At 61.9% G+C, this 18612-nt stretch carries 16 protein-coding genes; 7 read left to right on the forward strand and 9 right to left on the reverse strand.

All coding sequences use genetic code 11. From position 1 onward, the window contains the following. The first annotated feature begins 163 nt into the window (after window positions 1-163). On the forward strand, window positions 164-1429 hold the full coding sequence (locus tag HPY64_16165) for a molybdopterin molybdotransferase MoeA (protein NPV68673.1): 1266 nt from the start codon (window positions 164-166) through the stop codon (window positions 1427-1429). On the opposite strand, the gene fabL is transcribed toward HPY64_16165, so the two are convergent. The 5 genes from fabL to HPY64_16190 all read right to left on the reverse strand — a co-directional run bounded on the left by fabL (window position 1426) and on the right by HPY64_16190 (window position 6730). Continuing rightward, on the reverse strand, window positions 1426-2193 hold the full coding sequence (gene fabL / locus HPY64_16170; GenBank protein NPV68674.1) for an enoyl-[acyl-carrier-protein] reductase FabL: 768 nt from the start codon (window positions 2191-2193) through the stop codon (window positions 1426-1428). The genes HPY64_16165 and fabL overlap by 4 nt on opposite strands. Window positions 2194-2198: 5 nt before the next feature. Next, window positions 2199-2999, reverse strand: a complete 801-nt coding sequence (locus HPY64_16175; protein ID NPV68675.1) for a hypothetical protein — start codon at window positions 2997-2999, stop codon at window positions 2199-2201. Between the two features lie 65 nt (window positions 3000-3064). Continuing rightward, complete coding sequence (locus HPY64_16180; GenBank protein NPV68676.1) at window positions 3065-4108, reverse strand: 2-oxoacid:ferredoxin oxidoreductase subunit beta; 1044 nt, start codon at window positions 4106-4108, stop codon at window positions 3065-3067. Window positions 4109-4110: 2 nt separating this feature from the next. Continuing rightward, window positions 4111-5940, reverse strand: coding sequence for a 2-oxoacid:acceptor oxidoreductase subunit alpha (locus HPY64_16185; protein NPV68677.1), 1830 nt, complete (start codon window positions 5938-5940; stop codon window positions 4111-4113). Between the two features lie 10 nt (window positions 5941-5950). Beyond that, window positions 5951-6730, reverse strand: a complete 780-nt coding sequence (locus tag HPY64_16190) for a FadR family transcriptional regulator (protein ID NPV68678.1) — start codon at window positions 6728-6730, stop codon at window positions 5951-5953. Window positions 6731-6943: 213 nt separating this feature from the next. Between HPY64_16190 and HPY64_16195 the strand changes: the two genes are divergently transcribed. From HPY64_16195 to HPY64_16205, 3 genes are all read left to right on the forward strand, one after another. After that, window positions 6944-7681 (forward strand): hypothetical protein, encoded by a 738-nt coding sequence (locus HPY64_16195; GenBank protein ID NPV68679.1) that lies wholly within the window; start codon window positions 6944-6946, stop codon window positions 7679-7681. Between the two features lie 182 nt (window positions 7682-7863). Next, window positions 7864-8880 (forward strand): iron-containing alcohol dehydrogenase, encoded by a 1017-nt coding sequence (locus HPY64_16200; protein NPV68680.1) that lies wholly within the window; start codon window positions 7864-7866, stop codon window positions 8878-8880. 119 nt (window positions 8881-8999) lie between these two features. Continuing rightward, window positions 9000-10124, forward strand: coding sequence for a hybrid sensor histidine kinase/response regulator (locus HPY64_16205; protein ID NPV68681.1), 1125 nt, complete (start codon window positions 9000-9002; stop codon window positions 10122-10124). 30 nt (window positions 10125-10154) lie between these two features. Here HPY64_16205 and HPY64_16210 read toward each other — a convergent pair whose 3' ends face one another. After that, complete coding sequence (locus tag HPY64_16210; protein ID NPV68682.1) at window positions 10155-10961, reverse strand: fumarylacetoacetate hydrolase family protein; 807 nt, start codon at window positions 10959-10961, stop codon at window positions 10155-10157. Between the two features lie 74 nt (window positions 10962-11035). On the opposite strand from HPY64_16210, the gene rnhA reads away from it, so the two are divergent. The 3 genes from rnhA (at window position 11036) to HPY64_16225 (ending at window position 14142) form a co-directional block, all read left to right on the forward strand. Next, entirely contained in the window at window positions 11036-11941 is a 906-nt protein-coding gene (rnhA, locus tag HPY64_16215) for a ribonuclease HI (GenBank protein NPV68683.1), read from the forward strand. Between the two features lie 266 nt (window positions 11942-12207). Then, on the forward strand, window positions 12208-13383 hold the full coding sequence (locus tag HPY64_16220) for a hypothetical protein (protein ID NPV68684.1): 1176 nt from the start codon (window positions 12208-12210) through the stop codon (window positions 13381-13383). A gap of 117 nt (window positions 13384-13500) precedes the next feature. Beyond that, on the forward strand, window positions 13501-14142 hold the full coding sequence (locus tag HPY64_16225) for a deoxynucleoside kinase (GenBank protein ID NPV68685.1): 642 nt from the start codon (window positions 13501-13503) through the stop codon (window positions 14140-14142). Window positions 14143-14204: 62 nt separating this feature from the next. Here the strand turns inward: HPY64_16225 and HPY64_16230 are convergent, their stop codons facing one another. The 3 genes from HPY64_16230 to HPY64_16240 all read right to left on the reverse strand — a co-directional run bounded on the left by HPY64_16230 (window position 14205) and on the right by HPY64_16240 (window position 18222). After that, entirely contained in the window at window positions 14205-15578 is a 1374-nt protein-coding gene (locus HPY64_16230; GenBank protein ID NPV68686.1) for an extracellular solute-binding protein, read from the reverse strand. Window positions 15579-15712: 134 nt separating this feature from the next. Continuing rightward, a complete protein-coding gene (locus tag HPY64_16235; GenBank protein ID NPV68687.1) occupies window positions 15713-17089 on the reverse strand; it encodes an extracellular solute-binding protein in 1377 nt (458 codons plus the stop codon). A 251-nt stretch (window positions 17090-17340) separates the two neighbouring features. Then, window positions 17341-18222, reverse strand: coding sequence for an aldo/keto reductase (locus tag HPY64_16240; protein NPV68688.1), 882 nt, complete (start codon window positions 18220-18222; stop codon window positions 17341-17343). Window positions 18223-18612: the final 390 nt, after the last annotated feature.

The raw sequence follows: 18612 nt of genomic DNA on the forward strand, positions 1-18612 counted from the left end.
TTTCTTGCGCTATGGGCTTCAAAGCGTATTCAGAAAGATGCCGCAGTCAACCCCGCAAAATTCGGGTGTTATTTAGTTAAAGAGTCCGAATTCACCGCCCGGCAGTTATAATACCGGACATCAGAATGATTGTCATGAGCACAGAACAGGCAGGTCAACCCCAATGCCCACACTGTTGAATGTTGACGAAACCCTGCGCCTGATCCTGGCCGAGATCACCACCCTACCCGCTGAAGAAGTCGCCCTGAGCGACTCCCTGGGCCGCATCCTGGCGATTGATATCTCCGCTGCAACCCCGCTGCCTCCCTTTGCCAATAGCAGCATGGACGGCTTCGCCGTGCGTGCTGCAGATACCGGCGCAGCCACACCGGATCATCCGGTCACGCTGCCGGTCAGCCTGGACATCGCCGCCGGGGACGCGCCGATGGCAACGCTGCCGCCCGGAACCGCCGCCCGGATCATGACCGGCGCGCCGCTGCCTCCCGGCGCGGATGCTGTCGTGCCGCTGGAAGCCACGGATGCGCACTGGGCCGCCGGGGACTCTGCCAGGCCGCCAGAAACGATCCGCATTCATCAACCTGCCCGACCGGGCGACTACATCCGGCCAGCGGGAGAGGACATTCAGGCCGGGCAGATCGTGCTTCGCGCCGGTGCCGAAATCGATCCGCCGGCCATCGGCGTGCTGGCGGCGCTGGGCTGGCCACGGGTGCCGGTCATCCGCCAGCCGCGCGTGACTATCCTTTCCAGCGGGGATGAACTGATCGGCGTTGAAGAGCCGCTGGCGCCGGGCAAGGTGCGGGACAGCAACAGCTATGTGCTGGAGGCGCTGGTGCGCCAGCACGGCGGGCTTCCCCGGCGCATCCCGGTAGCGCGGGATACCCTGGCCGACGTGCGGAGACGTTTGCAGGAGGCGCTGGCCTGGCAGCCAGACCTGCTGATCAGCTCAGCCGGAGTTTCTGTTGGGGCGCATGACATGGTGCGCACCGCCCTGGACGAACTGGGTAAGATCCGGCTGTGGCGGATTAACCTGCGCCCCGGCAAGCCGCTGGCCTACGGACGGCTGGCGGACGTGCCGTTTTTTGGCCTGCCGGGCAACCCGGTCAGCGTGCAGATCACCTTCGACGTGATCGTGCGGCCGGCATTGCTCAAGATGGCCGGACGGCCCGACGTGGTGCCGATGGCGCAAGCGATTCTGGAGGAAGACATCGCCGCTGACGGGCGGCTGACCTACTTTCGCGTCCGGCTCAGGCGCGGCCCCGATGGACAGCTTTACGCCTCCTCCACCGGGACGCAGAGTTCCGGCGCCATGCTCTCGATGGTGCTGGCCGACGGCCTGCTGATCATCCCGGCAGGGGTTCACAGCGCCCGCGCCGGGGAACAGTTCCCCGTCCGTCTGCTACGAACGCCTGGCTGGTTGCCGCCTGCCTAGAACCCCAGCGTAAAGCCGCCGTCTACCAGCAGCACCTGCCCCCGGATCATGAAGGCATCCGGTGAGCACAGCCAGGCCACCACTGCGGCAATATCCTCTGCGGTAACGATGCGCCCGGCAGGAGTGCGCGCGACGATCTCGGCGATGCGCTGGTTAAACTCTTCCCGCCACTGAGGAAAATGCTGCAGGGCGTCGGTCTGCACCACGCCCGCCGAAACCGCATTGACCACGATTCCCAGCGGCGCAAGCTCCACCGCCAGGTAACGGGTGATCGCTTCCAGGGCTGCCTTACTGGCCCCCACCAGCACGTACTCCGGCAGCACGCGCTGGCCGCCAAAGCTGGAGATATTGATGATATGCCCACCGCCGCGGGCAGCCATGATCGGGGCAGCCAGCTGCGCCCCGAAGAGCGCCGCGCGAGCATTGATGTTCATCGTCCACTCCCAGCCCTTGACCCGCTGCTCCATAATCGGGCGGTTGTAACCGCTGGCCGCATTATTGACCAGGATGTCCAGCCCGCCCAGTTCCTCATTGGCGGTCCGGATCAGGGCCTCCAGTTCGTCGATCTCACCTACATTCGCCCTGATGATTGCGGCTCGCTGGCCCAGGGCTTTGATCTCTCGCGCCGTTTCTTCCGCCGGGGCGCGATTGCGAAAGTAGTTGATCGCCACATCCGCCCCTTCCCGGGCCAGCCGCAGGGCGATCGCTTTGCCGATCCCCCGTCCACCGCCGGTCACCAGCGCGATCTTATCCTTCAGGTGCATCACGCTCACTCCTCAGCCGGTATCACCTCAATTGAGAAGTTCTGCAGTTCCAGCCATTGCCCGCCACCGCCAACCAACCCCCAGCCAAAATGTCCCTGTGGTGTGACGATAGCGTACTGATTGTCGATCCAGGCGATGAATCCCAGCGGCCCGCGCGGGCTGCGATCGGTGTCCAGTACCGTCCGGCCGTCTACGGCAAAGCGCACCCGGCGAGGGAACCAGTCGATGGTATAGTCGTGCGGCTCCGCCAGCCATTCGCCGGGCAACGCCGCTTCCGCCACCCCCAGCGCCCGCTGGCCCAGCGGCCACAGGGCGCGGTGCAGTACCGGCAGACGCATCAGCAGGAAGCCAGGCAGGGCCAGCGGCAACAGACCAAAGAACAGAGGCCGCACCGGGTCGAATGTGGCCGCCTTCCAGCCGGAGGACGGTTGATCCAGAGCCAGGGCCATCCGGCTCTCCACCCCGCAGAAGAAAAACCACAGCGCGCGCGGCAGGCGCGGGAATCTCCTCCGCCCTGGCGCAAAGGGATCGTTCCAGAAACCGAAGCCGGCAGTGCCATGCAGAGTCCCCGCCGGGCCAGAAGCCCGTCCCCGGACAGAGAGGCGCAGCGGCGGCTGCCAGGGAAAGCGTCCCCCGGGGCGACTATCGCTGATCTGGGCGTCAGCGTAGACCTCTGCCGACGCCTCCTGCAGCGCCAGCCGTAGTGCGCCATCAACAATGGACACTGTGCCGCCGCCGGTCGCCCAGGGCTGCCAACCGGCATCCAGCGTCTGGCCGTCAAAGGCCCGCCGCGCTGCACTATCCACCACTGATCGCCCCCTGACAACCGGGCGGCCCGGGAGGGGGCCGCCCGCATCGTCCCAGATACCCCTTACAGGCTGGCCATCACCTGCTCCAGCGCTTCCCGGCTGGGGCGCATCTGAGCCTCGCTCAGGTGGGCCAGCGGTGTATCGACCATCTGCAGGCTATCGATCATGGTGGGCCGGCTATTGTCATAGTAGATCAGGCCGGTCAGCAGTTCCTGCCGCAGGTGTGCCTCTTCCAGAACCCGCATGGCCGCCATCTTGTCGGTCGGATCATAGTCCATCGCCAGCGGACGCAGGCGGATCCATGTTCCGTCATGGAGCTGGACCTCCCGCGGCTTCTTGCCGTTGCTCTCCGCTTCCTCGTAGTCGTCAAGGATGATCTCATCCGCCAGGGGGATGAAGGTGATGTCGTGCAGCGGGTTGGCGTGTTCCTTGCCGTAGGAAAAGCTCTTGGTCGAATCCGGGCTATTGTTGAACGTCACGCACGGACTGATGATATCCAGCACGGCAGTGCCATTGTGATGCAGCGCCGCCTTGAGCAACTCAACCACTTCTTTGACCGAGCCAGAAAATGAACGGGCCACAAACGTCGCATCCGCCGCCAGTGCCTCCAGACAGATGTCAATCGGTGGCAGGTCATTCGTGCCGATCTTCTTGATCGTCTGGCCCAGATCAGCCGTCGCTGAGAACTGGCCTTTAGTCAGCCCATAGACGCCGTTGTTCTCCACAATGTAGACAATCGGCAGGTTGCGCCGCACCATGTGCTTGAACTGGCCCAGGCCAATGCTGCCTGTGTCGCCGTCACCGCTGACGCCGATCGTCGTCAGGTGGCGGTTAGCCAGCACCGCGCCGGTTGCCGCGGAGGGCATGCGCCCATGCAGGCCATTGAAACCATGCGAACGGGAGAGGAAGTAAGCCGGGCTTTTGCTGGAGCACCCGATGCCACTCATCTTGACTACGGTATGCGGGTTGATGCCCAGCTCATACGCCGCTGTGATGATCTGGTTGGAGATGGAATTATGACCGCAGCCGGGGCACAGGGTAGACTTGCGCCCGCCGTAATCGGCTTTGGTCAGGCCAATCGCGTTAGTCGTCCGCACAACGCCCATGGTTACTTACCCTCCTGTTCCAGCACACCCTCAACCACAAAATTAGCCGTCAGCGGCAGCCCATCCAGGTGAGCTACCGATACCATGCGAGCGGCATGTTCTGGCATCTCAATCATCATGATCTGCCGGAGCTGACCTTCCATGTTGTTCTCAACCACATAGAGACGGTCATGAGCAGCCACAAAATCAAAGACCTCCTGCGATAGCGGCAGGGCGCGAATCCGCATGTAATCGTACTCGCGGCCATAGCGGTCGCGCAGAATGTCCCGCGCTTCGATAATCGCCGGTTCCACCGATCCGTAACATACGATCGCCTCCCGGCAACCGTGATGCTCAATCACCGGCTTGGGGACCATCTTACGGGCGGTGTTGTGCTTGCGCAGCAACCGCCGGGCATTTTCGAAGTAATCCTCAGGACGCTCGCTGTAGTTGGCGTATTCGTCATGGCCGGTACCACGGGTGAAGTAAGCGGCCATCGGGTGGTCAGTGCCGGGCAGCGTCCGGTAGCCGATGCCGTCCTGGTCAACGTCTTTGTAGCGGGCAAAGGATTGAATCCGATCCAGGTCTTCTTTCGTCAGCACCTTGCCCCGGTTGATCGGCTCATCCGGATAGTCGAACTTGCGGCTCATCCAGATGTTCATGCCCAGATCGAGATCGGAAAGCACAAACACCGGCGTTTGAAGGTACTCGGTCAGGTCAAAGGCGCGCCAGCCGAACTCGAAACACTCTTCCATGTTGCCCGGCAGGAGCACCACATGCCGCGTGTCGCCATGGCTCAGAAAGTAAACAAACATCAGATCCGCCTGGGAAGTGCGGGTAGGCAGGCCGGTGCTTGGCCCCACGCGCTGCACATCCCAGATCACGCCCGGCAATTCAGCGGAATAGCCCAGCCCAGCGTACTCCGCCATGAGCGAGATACCAGGGCCAGAGGTAGCCGTCATCGAACGCGCCCCGGCCCAGCCCGCACCCAGGACAATCCCGATGGCAGATAGCTCATCTTCCGCCTGGACAATCGCGTAGGTCGCTTTTCCGGTCTCCGGATCGCGGCGCAGCAATGCCAGGTAATCACGAACGGCATCGATCAGGCTGGTCGAAGGCGTGATGGGGTACCAGGCCACCACACTCACGCCGCCAAAGACTGCCCCCAGCGCCCCTGCCGTGTTGCCATCGATCAGGATCAGGCCATCCGTTTTGTCCATCGGCTCGACGCTGTACAGATCGCGCTTGGGCATGTGCTCGCGGAAATGGCGGTAAGTCGCCTCTACCACATCCATATTGAGCTTGATCGCTTTTTCCTTGCCGCCCAGGAAGAAGCTGACCGCCTCACGGATGTGCTCCAGCGGGATGCCCAGGACAGCCGCCACCGCGCCGACATAGACCATGTTCTCGATGTAATCTCGCAGGCGCGGCGCCACCTCGATGTCCTTGAGCAGGCTCTTGACCGGCATCGGGTAAAACACAAGATCGTCCCGGCCAAATTCGATCCGCCAGTCGTCCGGGTAAAAGACCACCCCGCCCGGCATCACCCCGGCGATATCTTCTGCCACGGTCGCCATGTTCATAGCCACCAGCACCGCCGGATGTTCCTGCCGGCCCAGATAGCCATCTTTGCTGACCCGGATCCAGTACCAGGTGGGCAATCCTTTGATGTTCGAGGGAAACAGGTTTTTGCCGCTAACCGGGATGCCCATCTTGAACAGGGCGCGCAGGATCACACTGTTGGCGGTCTGGCTACCGGACCCGTTGACCGTCGCCGCGACGATTGAGAAATCGTTGACAATCGGGTGTCCCTGGGCTTGTTGCTCAGCAGTTTTCGACTCAAGCAAGCTCATGGCAATAACCTCACTCCAGAATAGAACCCACCTGTTCAGAAAGATCGCCCGTGTCGTTCGTCGAGGAGGCATAAGTGTGCTGGGCCAGCGCATGCACCTCCACTGCCGCCGCATGTTCGCTACCAGGAGTGTTCCGGTAACGCAGCAGCCGGGTATGTTCAACAAAAGCGTTCAGGCTGCCATCGATATCTCCAGCGCAAATCGCGGCAGCGATGCGTTCGTGGTACTGCCAGACCTCGCGCAAATAGCGGTAATTAACGTACGTGTTGAACTCCACAGCTTCATAAGCTTCCCAGAAGGATTCCAGCATCCCGGTGACAAACGGGTTTTCCAGCCGGGAGAAAATGGTCAGGTGAAACTCGCGGTGTTCTCCGTGCGGTATGCGCGCCGGTGTCTCCTCCAGCATGGCCCGCGCCCGCCTGACCAGCGCCGTCAACTTCTCGTGATCTTCCGGCAGCAGGCGCGAAACCGCCTCCCGCCAGAAGCCAACTTCGACGGCGACGCGCAGATCAGCAAACGGTTGAAACGCGCTACGATCCTGGGCCAGCGCATAGAGCAGGCTCAGGCGCACCGCCGGCGCGAAGTTGAACACCCGGATGCGGATACCGGCACGAGGACGCACGTCGACCAGGCCCAGCGCACGGGCGACCTCAAGCTGTTCGCGCAGCTTGTTGACGCTGATACCCAGTTCCTGGCTGAGGTCAGTCAATGGGGGGAGTTGGTCGCCGGGCTTGAGTCGCCGCTGAACCATGTAGACCAGCAGATCAGAGGCCAGATCCTGTGGAAGCATAACAATCCTCTGATTGATCGGATTAATCCAACTTTTTAGTACTATAGCACATCACGGGGAAGATGCAAGCAGATTGCTTTGGCGCGCCGCAGAGAGCGCGACCTGATCCCCCGGAAACTGGGGTGGTCTGCTGTACGTATACACTTTAAACTGATGGCAGGAAGAGGTTATACTCCTGGGTCGGCAGGCGATTCCAGCAAGGGGAAAGCGGTGATGACCGAAGACGAACGCCATGCTTATAGCCGTGTCGAGGAAGAACTGATGCCCGGCGAAGAACTCCTGTGGGTCGGACGGCCAGCCTCCCGCTGGCGTGGCCCCGCTGGCGGCGCTGGCTGGCTGTCCATCACTGCAGTGATCGGATTCCTGGTTGCGCTGGGGATCATACTGGGGTTCTTCCCGCTAGCGCGGGGGATGGCCATGGCCCCGACCATGTTCTTCTCGCCAATGTGGATGCCGATGATCCTGATCTTCCTGCTGATGCTGGTGATGGTCGCCGTCAACCCGCTCAGCAGGATGCTGAACACCCTGCGCACCACCTATGCCATCACCAACCGCCGCATTCTGATCCTGGACGGCATCCTGGCCACCAAAGTCACCTCGTACGGTCCTGACGATATCGAGCGTATTGAACGGCGCAGCTACAGCGGTGGCCGGGGCGATATCATCTTCCGCTACGAACCGCGGGCGTACCGGGCCCGCCGTGGCAACTGGTGGCAGACGCAGTATACCAGCGAACCGATCGGCTTCTTTGGCATCCCGGACGTTCGTGATGTCGAGCGCCTGCTGATCGAAACATTCATGACCAACGGCGAAGTCTATGCCAAACCCAAGCGCAAGCATGACGCCCTTGACGACCTGACCGACCCCCTCTACAACGAAGGCGAAGTCGACCTGAGCGACCTGCTCCCGGCACAGGACCCCGACGAACTGGTCGACTCCTCCAGGGAATGAAGCGCCACTGCCCCGCTAACCAGCCACAGCAGGGGGAAAAGCGGTTATAATTCCAGCAGACCAAGTCGCCAGTAACCGGCACTGGCTCAAAAAGACAAACCGCATTACACTGGTGGCAATAGGCTGTTTGCGTCACCGGGATATCCTGCGCCCCACATGGCACTGGCTGGAGTCGGATACGTATGAATACCGTATGGCCCCTCCCCCGCATCTCGTTTCGGGAGCTTGCAACAGTCACCGAGACGCGTCCTGCTGCGCTGCTGACCAGCAAAGGCGTCTGGGCGATGGTCAGCCCGTTGCTCAACCTGCCTGTGGTCATCCAGGCAGAGCCAACCAGCGTCAACCGGGCTTACCTGGAGAATCTCGCCAAAGGCTTGCCACAAGAGGTGGAAGTGGTCTATGGCGTCGGCGGCGGGCGGGCCATGGATGCCGCTAAGTTCATCGGCTGGTGGAATCGCAAGCCGGTCATCCTGATCCCGACTGCCCTGCCCGGCGACGTGATGTTCACCTGGGTAGCCCGTGTCCGCGATGGAGGCGGAGTCGTCGACATCGAAACCGGCGTGGCGCGGGAATGCATCATCGACTGGGAAGTGATCCGGGCGGCGCCGCCGCATCTGCGCGGTGGGGGCATCGTCGATGTCCTGAGCATTGTCACCGGCTTGCTGGACTGGCGCTATGCAGCGGAACGCAACCGCAACAGCCCGGCCCAGCGCTTTGTCCCCTGGGCAGCGGGCATCGCCGCCGCCATCGCTCAGCAAGCCTTCCGTATCGCTGAGGGCATCGGGCGGGGTGAGGTCGAATCTCTCAAACTGTTGCTGGACTTCCTGGGGCTGGAAGTGCAACTCTGCAACCAGCTTGGCCATTCGCGCCCTGAAGAAGGCGGTGAACACTACTTCGCCTATGCAATCGAAAACTACATGCCACGCCGCACCCCGCATAGCGACATGGTCGGGCCGGGTATCCTGTTCGCTGCGGCGTTGCACGGCCAGGATGTCAAGCCCCTGCGGGATGCCCTGCTGGCCGCCGGTCTCCGCCTGGATCGTCTCAACCCGCAGGTGGTCCGCCAGGTCGTGCAGACCCTGCCGGAGTATGTGGTCACCCATAACCTGCCCTATGGCATCCTGAACGACATCGACCCCGCTTCTGAGAAGGTAACCAAGGCGCTGATCGCCAGCGGCCTTGAAGTCGAACCTGCCTGAACTATACGAGCCGGCAGCAGCCGGCTCTTTTTTCGGCTCGCTGACGCGCCATCCGGCTGGCAACAAACCCTGCGCCATGTTACAAACAACGCAGGCGCGACGAGCAGGTAGAAATCGGCATGACCAACGGCGAGCGGCATATCCTGTTTGTAGATGATGATCCTTCTATGCAGAAGATCATCCGCCACCTGCTGGAATCGCGGGGGGTGCAGGTGACCACCGCTGATGACGGCCGTATGGCCCTGGAGATCATGCAGGCCGGGCTGGTGCCGGACGTCATCATCGCCGACCTGGAAATGCCGGGCATGAACGGCCTGGAACTCTTCCGCGCTATACGCGCCAATGACACCTGGATCGCTATCCCTTTTATCGTACTCACTGCCCACGATGAAAAGCCGGTAATGCGCCAGGCCCTGCGGCTGGGCGTCGATGACTTCCTGACCAAACCGGTCGATGGCGAACGCTTATTGCTGACGATTTACAGCAAGGCCAAACGCGCCCAGGAGCTAACCGGCTATACGGAATCCGTCCACCGCAAGCTGGAATACACCCAGCGCGATATAGCCCGTATGTTCACCCATGAATTGCGGACGCCGCTGGTTTCGCTGAACATGGCGCTCGAGTTGTTGCGCCGCGGCGGTAATAGCCTGAGCAGCGAAGAGGTCCACGAACAACTGGAGACCCTTCAGTCAGGCGTTACCCGGCTGAACCGGCTGGTAGAGCAGATGGTCCTGCTCATCCAGTTGGACACCGGCGAACTGCAGAAACTGATCCAGAGCGCGGGAACCCCCGGAATCCTGTGGGAGGCTGTGCAGGCGGCCACCAATCAGGCGCGCGCGTTCTCACATCACCGGCGCGATGTCGAAGTCGTCTATAACGACGGCGGCGTCACCGGCGAGATCAGGGCTGAGTGGCGCACGCTGCGCCACGCCCTGGCCGAACTGCTTTCCAATGCGATGGCCTTCTCCCCGCCCGGCGAGCCAGTCCTGGTCACCCAATGGCGGGATAGTCGCTCGATTGCGATCAGCATTGTCGATCACGGCCCTGGCATCCCGCCAGAGATGCAGGGCGATCTCTTCCGGCGCTTCAAACAACTGGAGCGCGAGAAACACGAACAGCAGGGCATCGGCATCGGCCTCTACCTGGCACGCAATATCATCGAAGCCACCGGCGGCGAACTGATCCTGATCTCCGACACCGGCCAGGGTACATCCGTGATTGTGCGCTTCCCGCTGCTCTCCTGATCCGGCGGGGTTACCGCCGGGCAGCAGTTCCTACTCCGTGATGCAGGGGTTTTCCAGCCGCCCGATCCGCTCGATTTCGACCACGATCACATCGCCGTTCTGCAGGAAGATCGGCGGTTTGCGGAAGACGCCCACCCCATCCGGCGTGCCGGTCAGGATGATATCCCCCGGTTCCAGGGTGAACGCCGCCGAGGCAAAGGCGATCAGGTGAGCTACAGAGAAGATCATTTCTCCCGTGTGGCTGTCCTGCATCACCCGACCGTTAAGTGTGGTGCGGATCGCCAGCCGCTGCGGATCGGGGATATCAGCAGCGGTTGTCACCGCCGGCCCCAGCGGGCAGAAGGTATCCAGGCTCTTGCCACGCACCCATTGTTTATCGCCGTACTGCAGGTCGCGGGCGGTGACATCATTGGCAGCCGTGTAGCCAAAGACATAGCTCAGCGCCTCAGATTCAGGCACGCGGCGGGCCATCCGCCCGATCACAACTGCCAGTTCGGCCTCAAAATCGACCTGGCTGGTCAGCGCCGGTGACCAACGGATCGGGTCACCGGGATTGTTGATCGCGGTAGTGAACTTGGTGAAGATGATCGGCCATTCCGGTGCGGGCTTGTTCTGTTCCCGGCAATGATCCCAGTAATTCTGACCGATGGCGACGATCTTGCCGGGCCGCTCCACCGGACTGAGCAGCCGCGCCCCGGCCAGCGGGATGGTAGCCACGCGGTCCGGCTGGCGTCCCGCCAGCACTTCAGACCAGCTCAGGGAGGTCAAGGCAATCCGGTCGCCATCCACGACACCGAATACCGGCTTGCCATCGTGCATCACCCGTACCCACTGCATTGGATATTCTCTCCTTGGGGATTGGCGGCTCACGCCTCTATAATATACCCCGCACCAGGAGAACGGGAGCACGTATGTCCACCCTGCCCAGAATCGTAATCTACACAGACGGAGGTTGTTCGCCGAACCCCGGCCCCGGCGGCTGGGGCGCAGTTCTGGTGCACCCTGACAGGACGTTGGAGCTATCCGGCGGCGACCCGGAAACCACCAACAACCGCATGGAGTTGACCGCCGCTGTGGAGGCGCTCCGGGCGCTCAAGCGCCCCTGCGCCATTGACTTCTACACCGACTCCGAGTACCTGCGCAAAGGCATCACCGAATGGATCGATCGCTGGGCGGCTAACGGCTGGCGTTCCGCCTCCGGTGGCAAGGGCCACCCAATCGCCAACAGCGATCTCTGGCAGGCCCTCCACCGGCTGGCGCGGCAGCATGAAATCACCTGGCACTGGATCAAAGGCCACCAGGGCGATCCCCATAACGAGCGGGCTGACGCCCTGGCCAGCGCCGCGATCCCCCGCCCACAACTGGCGGTTGATCCAGCCGCTACGGCGGTATATCTGCGCGTTTCCGGTACCCAGCCACGCGGGCCGCACGGAGCTGCCGCGGCTATTGTCCGCGATGGGGATACGAGCGTCTTTCAGTATAGCCAGCCAGACGCCACAACCAATGGCTTCACGCTCCAGGCAGTTCTTGCCCTGCTGCAACAACTTCCTGCTGGCGAGCCACTCCGCTTCTATACCAACAACAGTTATCTGCACGATGGCATCACCCGCTGGGTGGAAGGCTGGCGCAACACCGGCTGGGCCAGGCCGCAGAAGTTCCGGACCGAATGGCAGGCGCTTGACCGCCTCAACCGGAGCCGCCGGATCACCTGGGTTCGCTTTGACAGCGATAGTGAGCCGGAGGTCTTCCAGATACTCCGTACGGCGGCGGAGGAAGCCCGACGCCAGGCCGCCGGCGCCTCGTCACCGGAGAGCTAGGACCGCGCAGCGACACGTCTGCACAACGGCGGTGTTCTAGTTGTGGGAGGGTCAGCCTGTTACCGGCCCTTAAACCGGCTGGCGACAGCAAGCTGATAGCACTCCCGCCGGACTGGCGGTATGATCATCTGTAGCAACACGCTGGCATGCAACAGGAATCACAGTCGCAAACGTATCGTAACCAGAGCTGATCCAGTACCGTCATCGATGACCTGAGGCCTAAAGCGAGAAAGCGACACCTGAACATGAAGCGAGTCATCTTTTTAATGTCAGACACAGGCGGCGGGCATCGCGCCGCCGGGCGGGCGATTGAAGCAGCGCTACAGATCCGTTACCCCGACCAGTTCGAGACCCACTACGTTGATGTCTTCCGCGAATACACCCCCGCCCCGATGAAATATGCGCCGGAAATCTACCCCAAATGGGTTAAGCACAGCATCAAGACTTACGGCTGGTACTTTCAGTTCTTTGACCAGCTGATGCAACTCCCCCTCACCCGCAGCACATTACCCATGCTGATCGCCGAAGATGCGGTCAGGAAGCTGCTGTCAGACTACGATCCCGATATTCTGATCGTGCTGCATGGCGCGTTCTCTCGCTTTGTGGTGGGGGCGCGCAACCGGTTGCGGTTCAACATCCCGATCATGACCGTGATCACCGATCTGGCCCGCCCGCATGTCGCCTGGTACCATCCCGGCGTGGATCGCTGCCTGGTGCCCTGCCAGGCCGCGTTCAGGCGGGGGGTCAAGCTGGGCGTCGCGCCGGGCAAAATGCGTGTAGTCGGTCATCCGGCTCATCCCAAGTTCACCCTTTACAAAGCTACCAAGCAGGAAGCCCGCCGCACGCTGAACTGGGCGCCGGACCGCCCGACGGTCATGCTGCTTGGCGGCGGGGAGGGCATGGGCGACATGGAGGAGATCGCCGATGCCATCAACCGCCGCGCCCTGGACGCCCAGATGGCGATCGTCTGTGGCCGCAATGAGGCGCTGCGCACAGCGTTGCAGGCGATGGCCTGGAACCTGCAGACCTATATCTACGGCTTCGTCGACAATATCGAGGTCATGATGCGCGCCGCCGACGTGCTGGTCACCAAAGCCGGCCCGGGCACTATTGCCGAAGCGGCTATCAGCGGCCTGCCCATGATCCTCAGCGACGCCATCCCCTACCAGGAAAGCCCGAACATCGGCTTCGTGGTCGATAATCAGGCGGGCGTCTTTGAACCCTCGCCGGAAGGAATCGCCGCGCTGCTGGCTCAGTGGTTTACCCCCGGCGATACCACTCTGCAGACGCTGGCCAGGAACACGCGGCGCATCGCCTATCCCAACGCGACCTTCGACATCGCTGACGAGATCGCCACGATGTGCGCGCAACCGCGTGTCAGCGTCCCGCTGGAGAAGCCCAAAGTCGCCGACAAGCTCTTTAGCCTGATCGATCGCCTGTGATCCCGGCCTGGCAGGCTGCTTTTTCACCGGCAGCGGCGGCAAGTCCGGGCTGGGAACGCCGTATCGCTGCACGGTAACTAGGCGTGAAGGAGACACCCGGTGGAACGAAATGCTAGCCTGCACCCCCCGACCAAGTACTTTGTCGGCGTAGCGGGCAACATCGGTGTGGGCAAGAGCAGCCTGACCGGCCTGCTAGCCCGTGCACTGGACTGGGAACCGTTCTTTGAGGCCAACGCTGAGAATCCTTACCTGGCTGATTTCTACGAAGACATGCAACAATGGAGCTTCCATTCGCAGGTCTTCTTTCTCAGCCGCCGCCTGCAACATCACCGCCAGCTGGTCGATCACCCCGGCAGCGTGATCCAGGATCGCACGGTCTACGAAGATGCGGAGGTCTTCGCCCGGAACCTGTACCGCCAGGGCCATATGAGCCAGCGCGATTATGAGACCTATCACGCCCTGTACCAGGGTATCTCGGCCTTCCTGCCTGCGCCAGACCTGCTGATCTACCTGCGAGCGCGGGTCGGCACACTGGTGGAGCGTATCGCCATGCGTGGCCGGGCCTATGAGCGCCAGATCTCGATCGACTATCTGGCCATGCTGAACACCCTGTACGAGGAATGGATCAGTAGCTGGAAGGCCTGTCCTGTCCTCATCCTCTCCGCCGATGACCTGGATTTCGTCCATCATGACGCAGACTTCCAGCTGATCCTCAACGACGTCCGCGCCCACCTGGCGGCCCTCCAGCCTGGTTCCTGAGACCGCCAACAAAAAGGGCGGCCACACCGGCCGCCCTATCAGCGCCGCCAGACCCATCGCTTTCAGGGGGCGAACTCGGTGTGGTAGAGCAGGTTGGCATGCTCGTTGGCGGCACGCAACGTTGACTCGACCCGGGCGCCATCGAAGATGGGCAGGATGCCCTCCTGCAGGATGATATCCCGCACGGCGTCATACCCGGCCAGCGGCGGGACCATCCGTGTGGCATCCAGCAATTCGACCGCCGCTGCATAGCGCGGGTTTTCCGCCAGATTGTCCTGCAGCAGCGAGAGCGCTGAACGCCGCACCGGGAAGAAGTTGGTGATCCGCGCCCAGCTGGCCTGCTGCTCCGGCTCTGCCAGCCAGCGGACAAACAGCCAGGCCGCCAGTTCCGCCTCCGGCGTGGTCACGGGGATGGAGACAGACGCGCCGTTGAGCTTCTGCGTGGGGGCCGCCGCCCCCAGATCGGCGTAGGGCAACGCTGCCACCGTCCACTCGAAATCACCGCCCCCGGCTTCAGCAATGGCTGCTTCCACAAAAGGCATAGCCGCGCTGGAAGCGAAGTAGAACAGGTTCACCCGGCGGGCAAAATCGACGCGGTCGCTGCCAGCTTCGGCCACCCGGTTGACACAGTCGCGGGCCAGCAGATCTTGCAGCACATCCAGGACATAGAGCGCCTGAGGCCCATCGTAGCGGTACTCATCCGCAGCGTAGTCAAAGACATCGCCGCCCAGAGCGAAGATCGCCGCCGCCAGAAAGCTCTCATCCGCCGGCAGGCTGAAGCCAGCGCGGCCCTCCGCACTGCGGCTCCAGGCGCAGGCCATCTCCCCGAATTCCTGCCAGCTCAGCGGTGGCGCGGTATAGCCCAGCTCGGCTAGCCCGTCCAGATTCACGTACAGCATCTCCATCGAGCGGCTCAGCGGAAAGCCCAGCCGCATCCCGAACTGCGGGCTGACGTCATGGTCAATGAAGCGGGAGAAGAAATCGGTCAGCTCCTCCGCGGAGTAGCCCCACTGCGGATCGGAGACGAACTTCTCCAGGTCAACCAGCGCACCATCCAGCTGGTACGTCGCCGCCTGACCCTGAAAGGCCACTACCAGATTGGGCATTTCCCCGGAGGTGATCGCCGCCAGCATCTTGCGGTAGATGTCGCCATAGGACCCCTGGCTAGACGGCTGGACGGTAATCCCCCAGGGGTTGGCCGCGTTGAATTCGGCAGCCATGGCTTCCAGGGCCTTGGCCCGGTCTCCGCTATGCTGGTGCCAGTAAATGACCGTCTGGCTGGCAGGGTCAATCCCGGCCAGCGGGCCGGATGGCGCTGGCGTGACTGGCAGGGCCAGCGTGCGGGTGACGTTATCTCCCTGCGCGCTAACCGGTGCTGCGATGGCAGGCCAGATGCTTAAGGTAACCACAAACAACAGGAATACTATGCGTCGCATTGCCTACTCCCTGAACATGCGGGATTGCGTCGTTATCTTGTTGCTTTCTTCCCAGGCAGAAACTGGGGGCGACCGGCGTGTCGCCCCCAGCAAATGCCCAGCTACCACCAAACAGGCTGGTTCAGGCCAGCGTGTTACGGCTGGAACTGCGTCTGGTAGATCTCATTAGCGTAGTCGGTCAGCGAGTCCAGCGTCGACTGCACATCAGCGCCATCCAGGATGGCAAAGAAGGCATCCTGCTCGATAGCACGACGGACGGGATCATAGCTGGCGATGGGCGGCTCGGTCTTGGTGTTGCCAAGCAGATCGAAAGCAGCCGCAAACTGCGGATTCTCGGCAAAGTAGTCGGCCAGGTCCGCCGCGGCGCTGGCGCGCACCGGGAAGTAGTTGCTGACGCGCACCCACCGCGCCTGCTGGGCCGGCTCAGACATCCAGCGGACGAACAGCCAGGCCGCCAGTTCAGCTTCCGGCGTGGTCTTGGGGATGGAGACCGACGCGCCATAGACGTTCTGGGTCGGCTGTGTCGCGCCGAGATCAGCGTAGGGGATCGCGGCCACCGTCCAGTTGAACTCGCCAGCCTCGCTCTCCGCAATGGCCGAGGCTACAAAGGGCAGACCAGAGCTGGAGCCAATGTAGAACAGGTTCTTCCCGTTGGCAAAGTCGTTCTGGTCGCCGTAGCGCTCAGCAATACGGTTGGCGCAACCCTTGGCCAGCAGGTCCTGCATGAACTGCAGGGCGTAGACCGTTTCTTCGCCGTTGAAGACGTACTCGTCATTTTCGTAATCGAAAATGTCGCCGCCCAGAGCGAAGGTTGCCGCCGCGACAAAGCTGGCATCAGTACGGATCGAGTAGCCCATGCGGCCTTCGGCGCTGGCCGTCCAGGCGCAGGCCATCTCGCCAAATTCCGTCCAGGAGGTCGGCGGGGCGTCATAGCCCAGTTCAGCCAGGCCATCCAGATTGACGTAGACAACTTCCATCGACCGGTTAGGCGGGAAGCCCAGGCGCATCCCACCGAACTGCGGGTTGATATCCTGCAGGAAGAAGCCCTGGAAGAAGTCCGCCTGCTCTTCCTCGCTATACCCCCACTGCGGGTCGTTGACGAAGATATTCATATCGACCAGCGCATCCTCAAGCTGGTAGGCAGCCGCCTGGTTCTGGTAGGCAACCACCAGGTTGGGCAGGGTGCCGCTGGCGATGCTGGCGATCATCTTCTGATAGATGTCGTTGTAGCTACCCTGATTGCTGGCCTCCACCGTGATTCCCCACGGATTGTTGGCATTGAACTCGGCCACCATCTCGTTGAGGGCAACCTCACGATCGCCAGGATGCTGATGCCAGTAGACGACAGTCTGCCCGGAGGGATCGACGCCAGCCAGGGGGCCTTCTGTCGTCGGCGTGGTGGGCAGGTCGAACGTAGCCACGAAGGCGCCGCCCTGCGCACCGGCCAGCGACGCGACGCTCAACAGCATGGCCAGGGCGAGCACCACAGCCAGAACACGGTATCCCTTCATAGTGAACCTTTCCTCCATTTGGTGTGGCTAGATCTGAGAGGGGCTACAGCGCGGCAGAACACCAGCAGCCCAGTGAACGGCAAGAGAGCCGTATTCCTGTCGCTCTTCCGCGCAATACTGGCAGCCTGCCAGCATATTCTGAGTATACACGTATCTTGTTAACGATGCATTAAAACACCTTTAGGGGTGATCGAAATCAACCGGCGTTGCCAGGCTTCAATGCCATCGCAGCCGCCGGTTGTGATCCCCGCTCACTCCGCCTGTGCTTCCGTGAAGATCGGCGTCTCCCCTGCCGTGGCGGCAATGGCCGCTTCCTGTTCTTCTGGCGTCATCGGTCGGAAGTTTTCCGCCGCCTTGAGCACCAGCGGCAGGATGCGCACATCTCCCACGCTGGGGATAGCCGTCACCCCCGGCTGGGACAGCGCAAAGCGCACGCCACGCTCTACTTCCGGATAGGTTGTGTACGGCTGGTACCAGGTCTGATGTGTCTTGACCCCGGCCGGCCAGGAACCCCGCGCGGCGGACTTAATCGCCATAATCCCAACATCGCGTGCCTGCGCTTCCGCCAGCAGGGCCGCAATATCCCGGCGGTACTGCGCGATGGCATACAGGGCAGGGTAGATCGGGACCATCAGGGTATCAAAGTCAAAGCGTTGCAACGCCTGCAATTGCAGGGCCGGGGCCTGCAGGCCATGGCCGGTCAGCCCCAGATAATCGACCAGTCCCTGTGCGCGCGCTTCCACCAGGGTTTCGATCGCGCCGCCCGGCGCCAGCGCCGCGTCAAGCTCCTCCTGAGTCGTGATCGCGTGCAACTGGTATAGTTCCAGGTGATCGGTGTGCAGCAACTTGAAGGAGTTTTCCAGGTCAACCCAGGCCGCGTCGCGGCTGCGCTCCAGCGTCTTGCAGCCAATGAAGAAGTTGGCTCGCCGGCCCGGCTCAGCAGCCAGCCATTCCCCCAGCACACGCTGGGCGTTGCCATACTGTGGGGCAACATCGATGTGATTCACCCCGTAAGACTGAGCCAGGTCCAGCGCCGCATTCGCGCCTTCCTGGTCAATCTCCCAGAAGGCAGCCGTGCCCATGATAACCAGGGTGCTCAGGTGATTCGTCCGCCCTAAACGTCGAGTCTCCACAATAATCACTCCTCTATAAGCATTGCCACGAGACTGCCGGGAATACCGCCAGAAACCCGGCGGCAGGAGCATGCGCCAGCAGGCACCCCGCCCGGCCAACGCCGCCTGCCACCATGCGTTAGTAGACGCTATTTTAGTCCAATTGTCAGCGCAAGCGCACCTACAAAGTACTGACGAACCTCGCTATTCTTGACACCCAAAGATCAGTTGGCTACAATATTTTTTAGATAAAACATTATCAAAATTATCAACCCTGTGCCACATATCCTGGTAAAGATTGCAGCAGTTGAACCTATTTCCTATTGAGTTCGCCTTGCTTTGGGCGATAGAGTGATGATTGACACAAGCTCCCTTCTCTCCCTGCGAGCAGCTTCTCGTGTCACACATAAC

This window comes from Anaerolineae bacterium, from assembly GCA_013178165.1.
GTDB lineage: Bacteria > Chloroflexota > Anaerolineae > Aggregatilineales > Ch27 > Ch27.

Excerpts from the sequence above, each read along its gene's own strand:
- HPY64_16165 (NPV68673.1), top strand. The coding sequence starts at position 164 with ATGCCCACACTGTTGAATGTTGACGAAACCCTGCGCCTGATCCTGGCC.
- fabL (NPV68674.1), bottom strand. The coding sequence starts at position 2,193 with ATGCACCTGAAGGATAAGATCGCGCTGGTGACCGGCGGTGGACGGGGG.
- HPY64_16180 (NPV68676.1), bottom strand. The coding sequence starts at position 4,108 with ATGGGCGTTGTGCGGACGACTAACGCGATTGGCCTGACCAAAGCCGAT.
- HPY64_16185 (NPV68677.1), bottom strand. The coding sequence starts at position 5,940 with ATGAGCTTGCTTGAGTCGAAAACTGCTGAGCAACAAGCCCAGGGACAC.
- HPY64_16190 (NPV68678.1), bottom strand. The coding sequence starts at position 6,730 with ATGCTTCCACAGGATCTGGCCTCTGATCTGCTGGTCTACATGGTTCAG.
- HPY64_16195 (NPV68679.1), top strand. The coding sequence starts at position 6,944 with ATGACCGAAGACGAACGCCATGCTTATAGCCGTGTCGAGGAAGAACTG.
- HPY64_16200 (NPV68680.1), top strand. The coding sequence starts at position 7,864 with ATGAATACCGTATGGCCCCTCCCCCGCATCTCGTTTCGGGAGCTTGCA.
- HPY64_16205 (NPV68681.1), top strand. The coding sequence starts at position 9,000 with ATGACCAACGGCGAGCGGCATATCCTGTTTGTAGATGATGATCCTTCT.
- HPY64_16210 (NPV68682.1), bottom strand. The coding sequence starts at position 10,961 with ATGCAGTGGGTACGGGTGATGCACGATGGCAAGCCGGTATTCGGTGTC.
- rnhA (NPV68683.1), top strand. The coding sequence starts at position 11,036 with ATGTCCACCCTGCCCAGAATCGTAATCTACACAGACGGAGGTTGTTCG.
- HPY64_16220 (NPV68684.1), top strand. The coding sequence starts at position 12,208 with ATGTCAGACACAGGCGGCGGGCATCGCGCCGCCGGGCGGGCGATTGAA.
- HPY64_16230 (NPV68686.1), bottom strand. The coding sequence starts at position 15,578 with ATGCGACGCATAGTATTCCTGTTGTTTGTGGTTACCTTAAGCATCTGG.
- HPY64_16235 (NPV68687.1), bottom strand. The coding sequence starts at position 17,089 with ATGAAGGGATACCGTGTTCTGGCTGTGGTGCTCGCCCTGGCCATGCTG.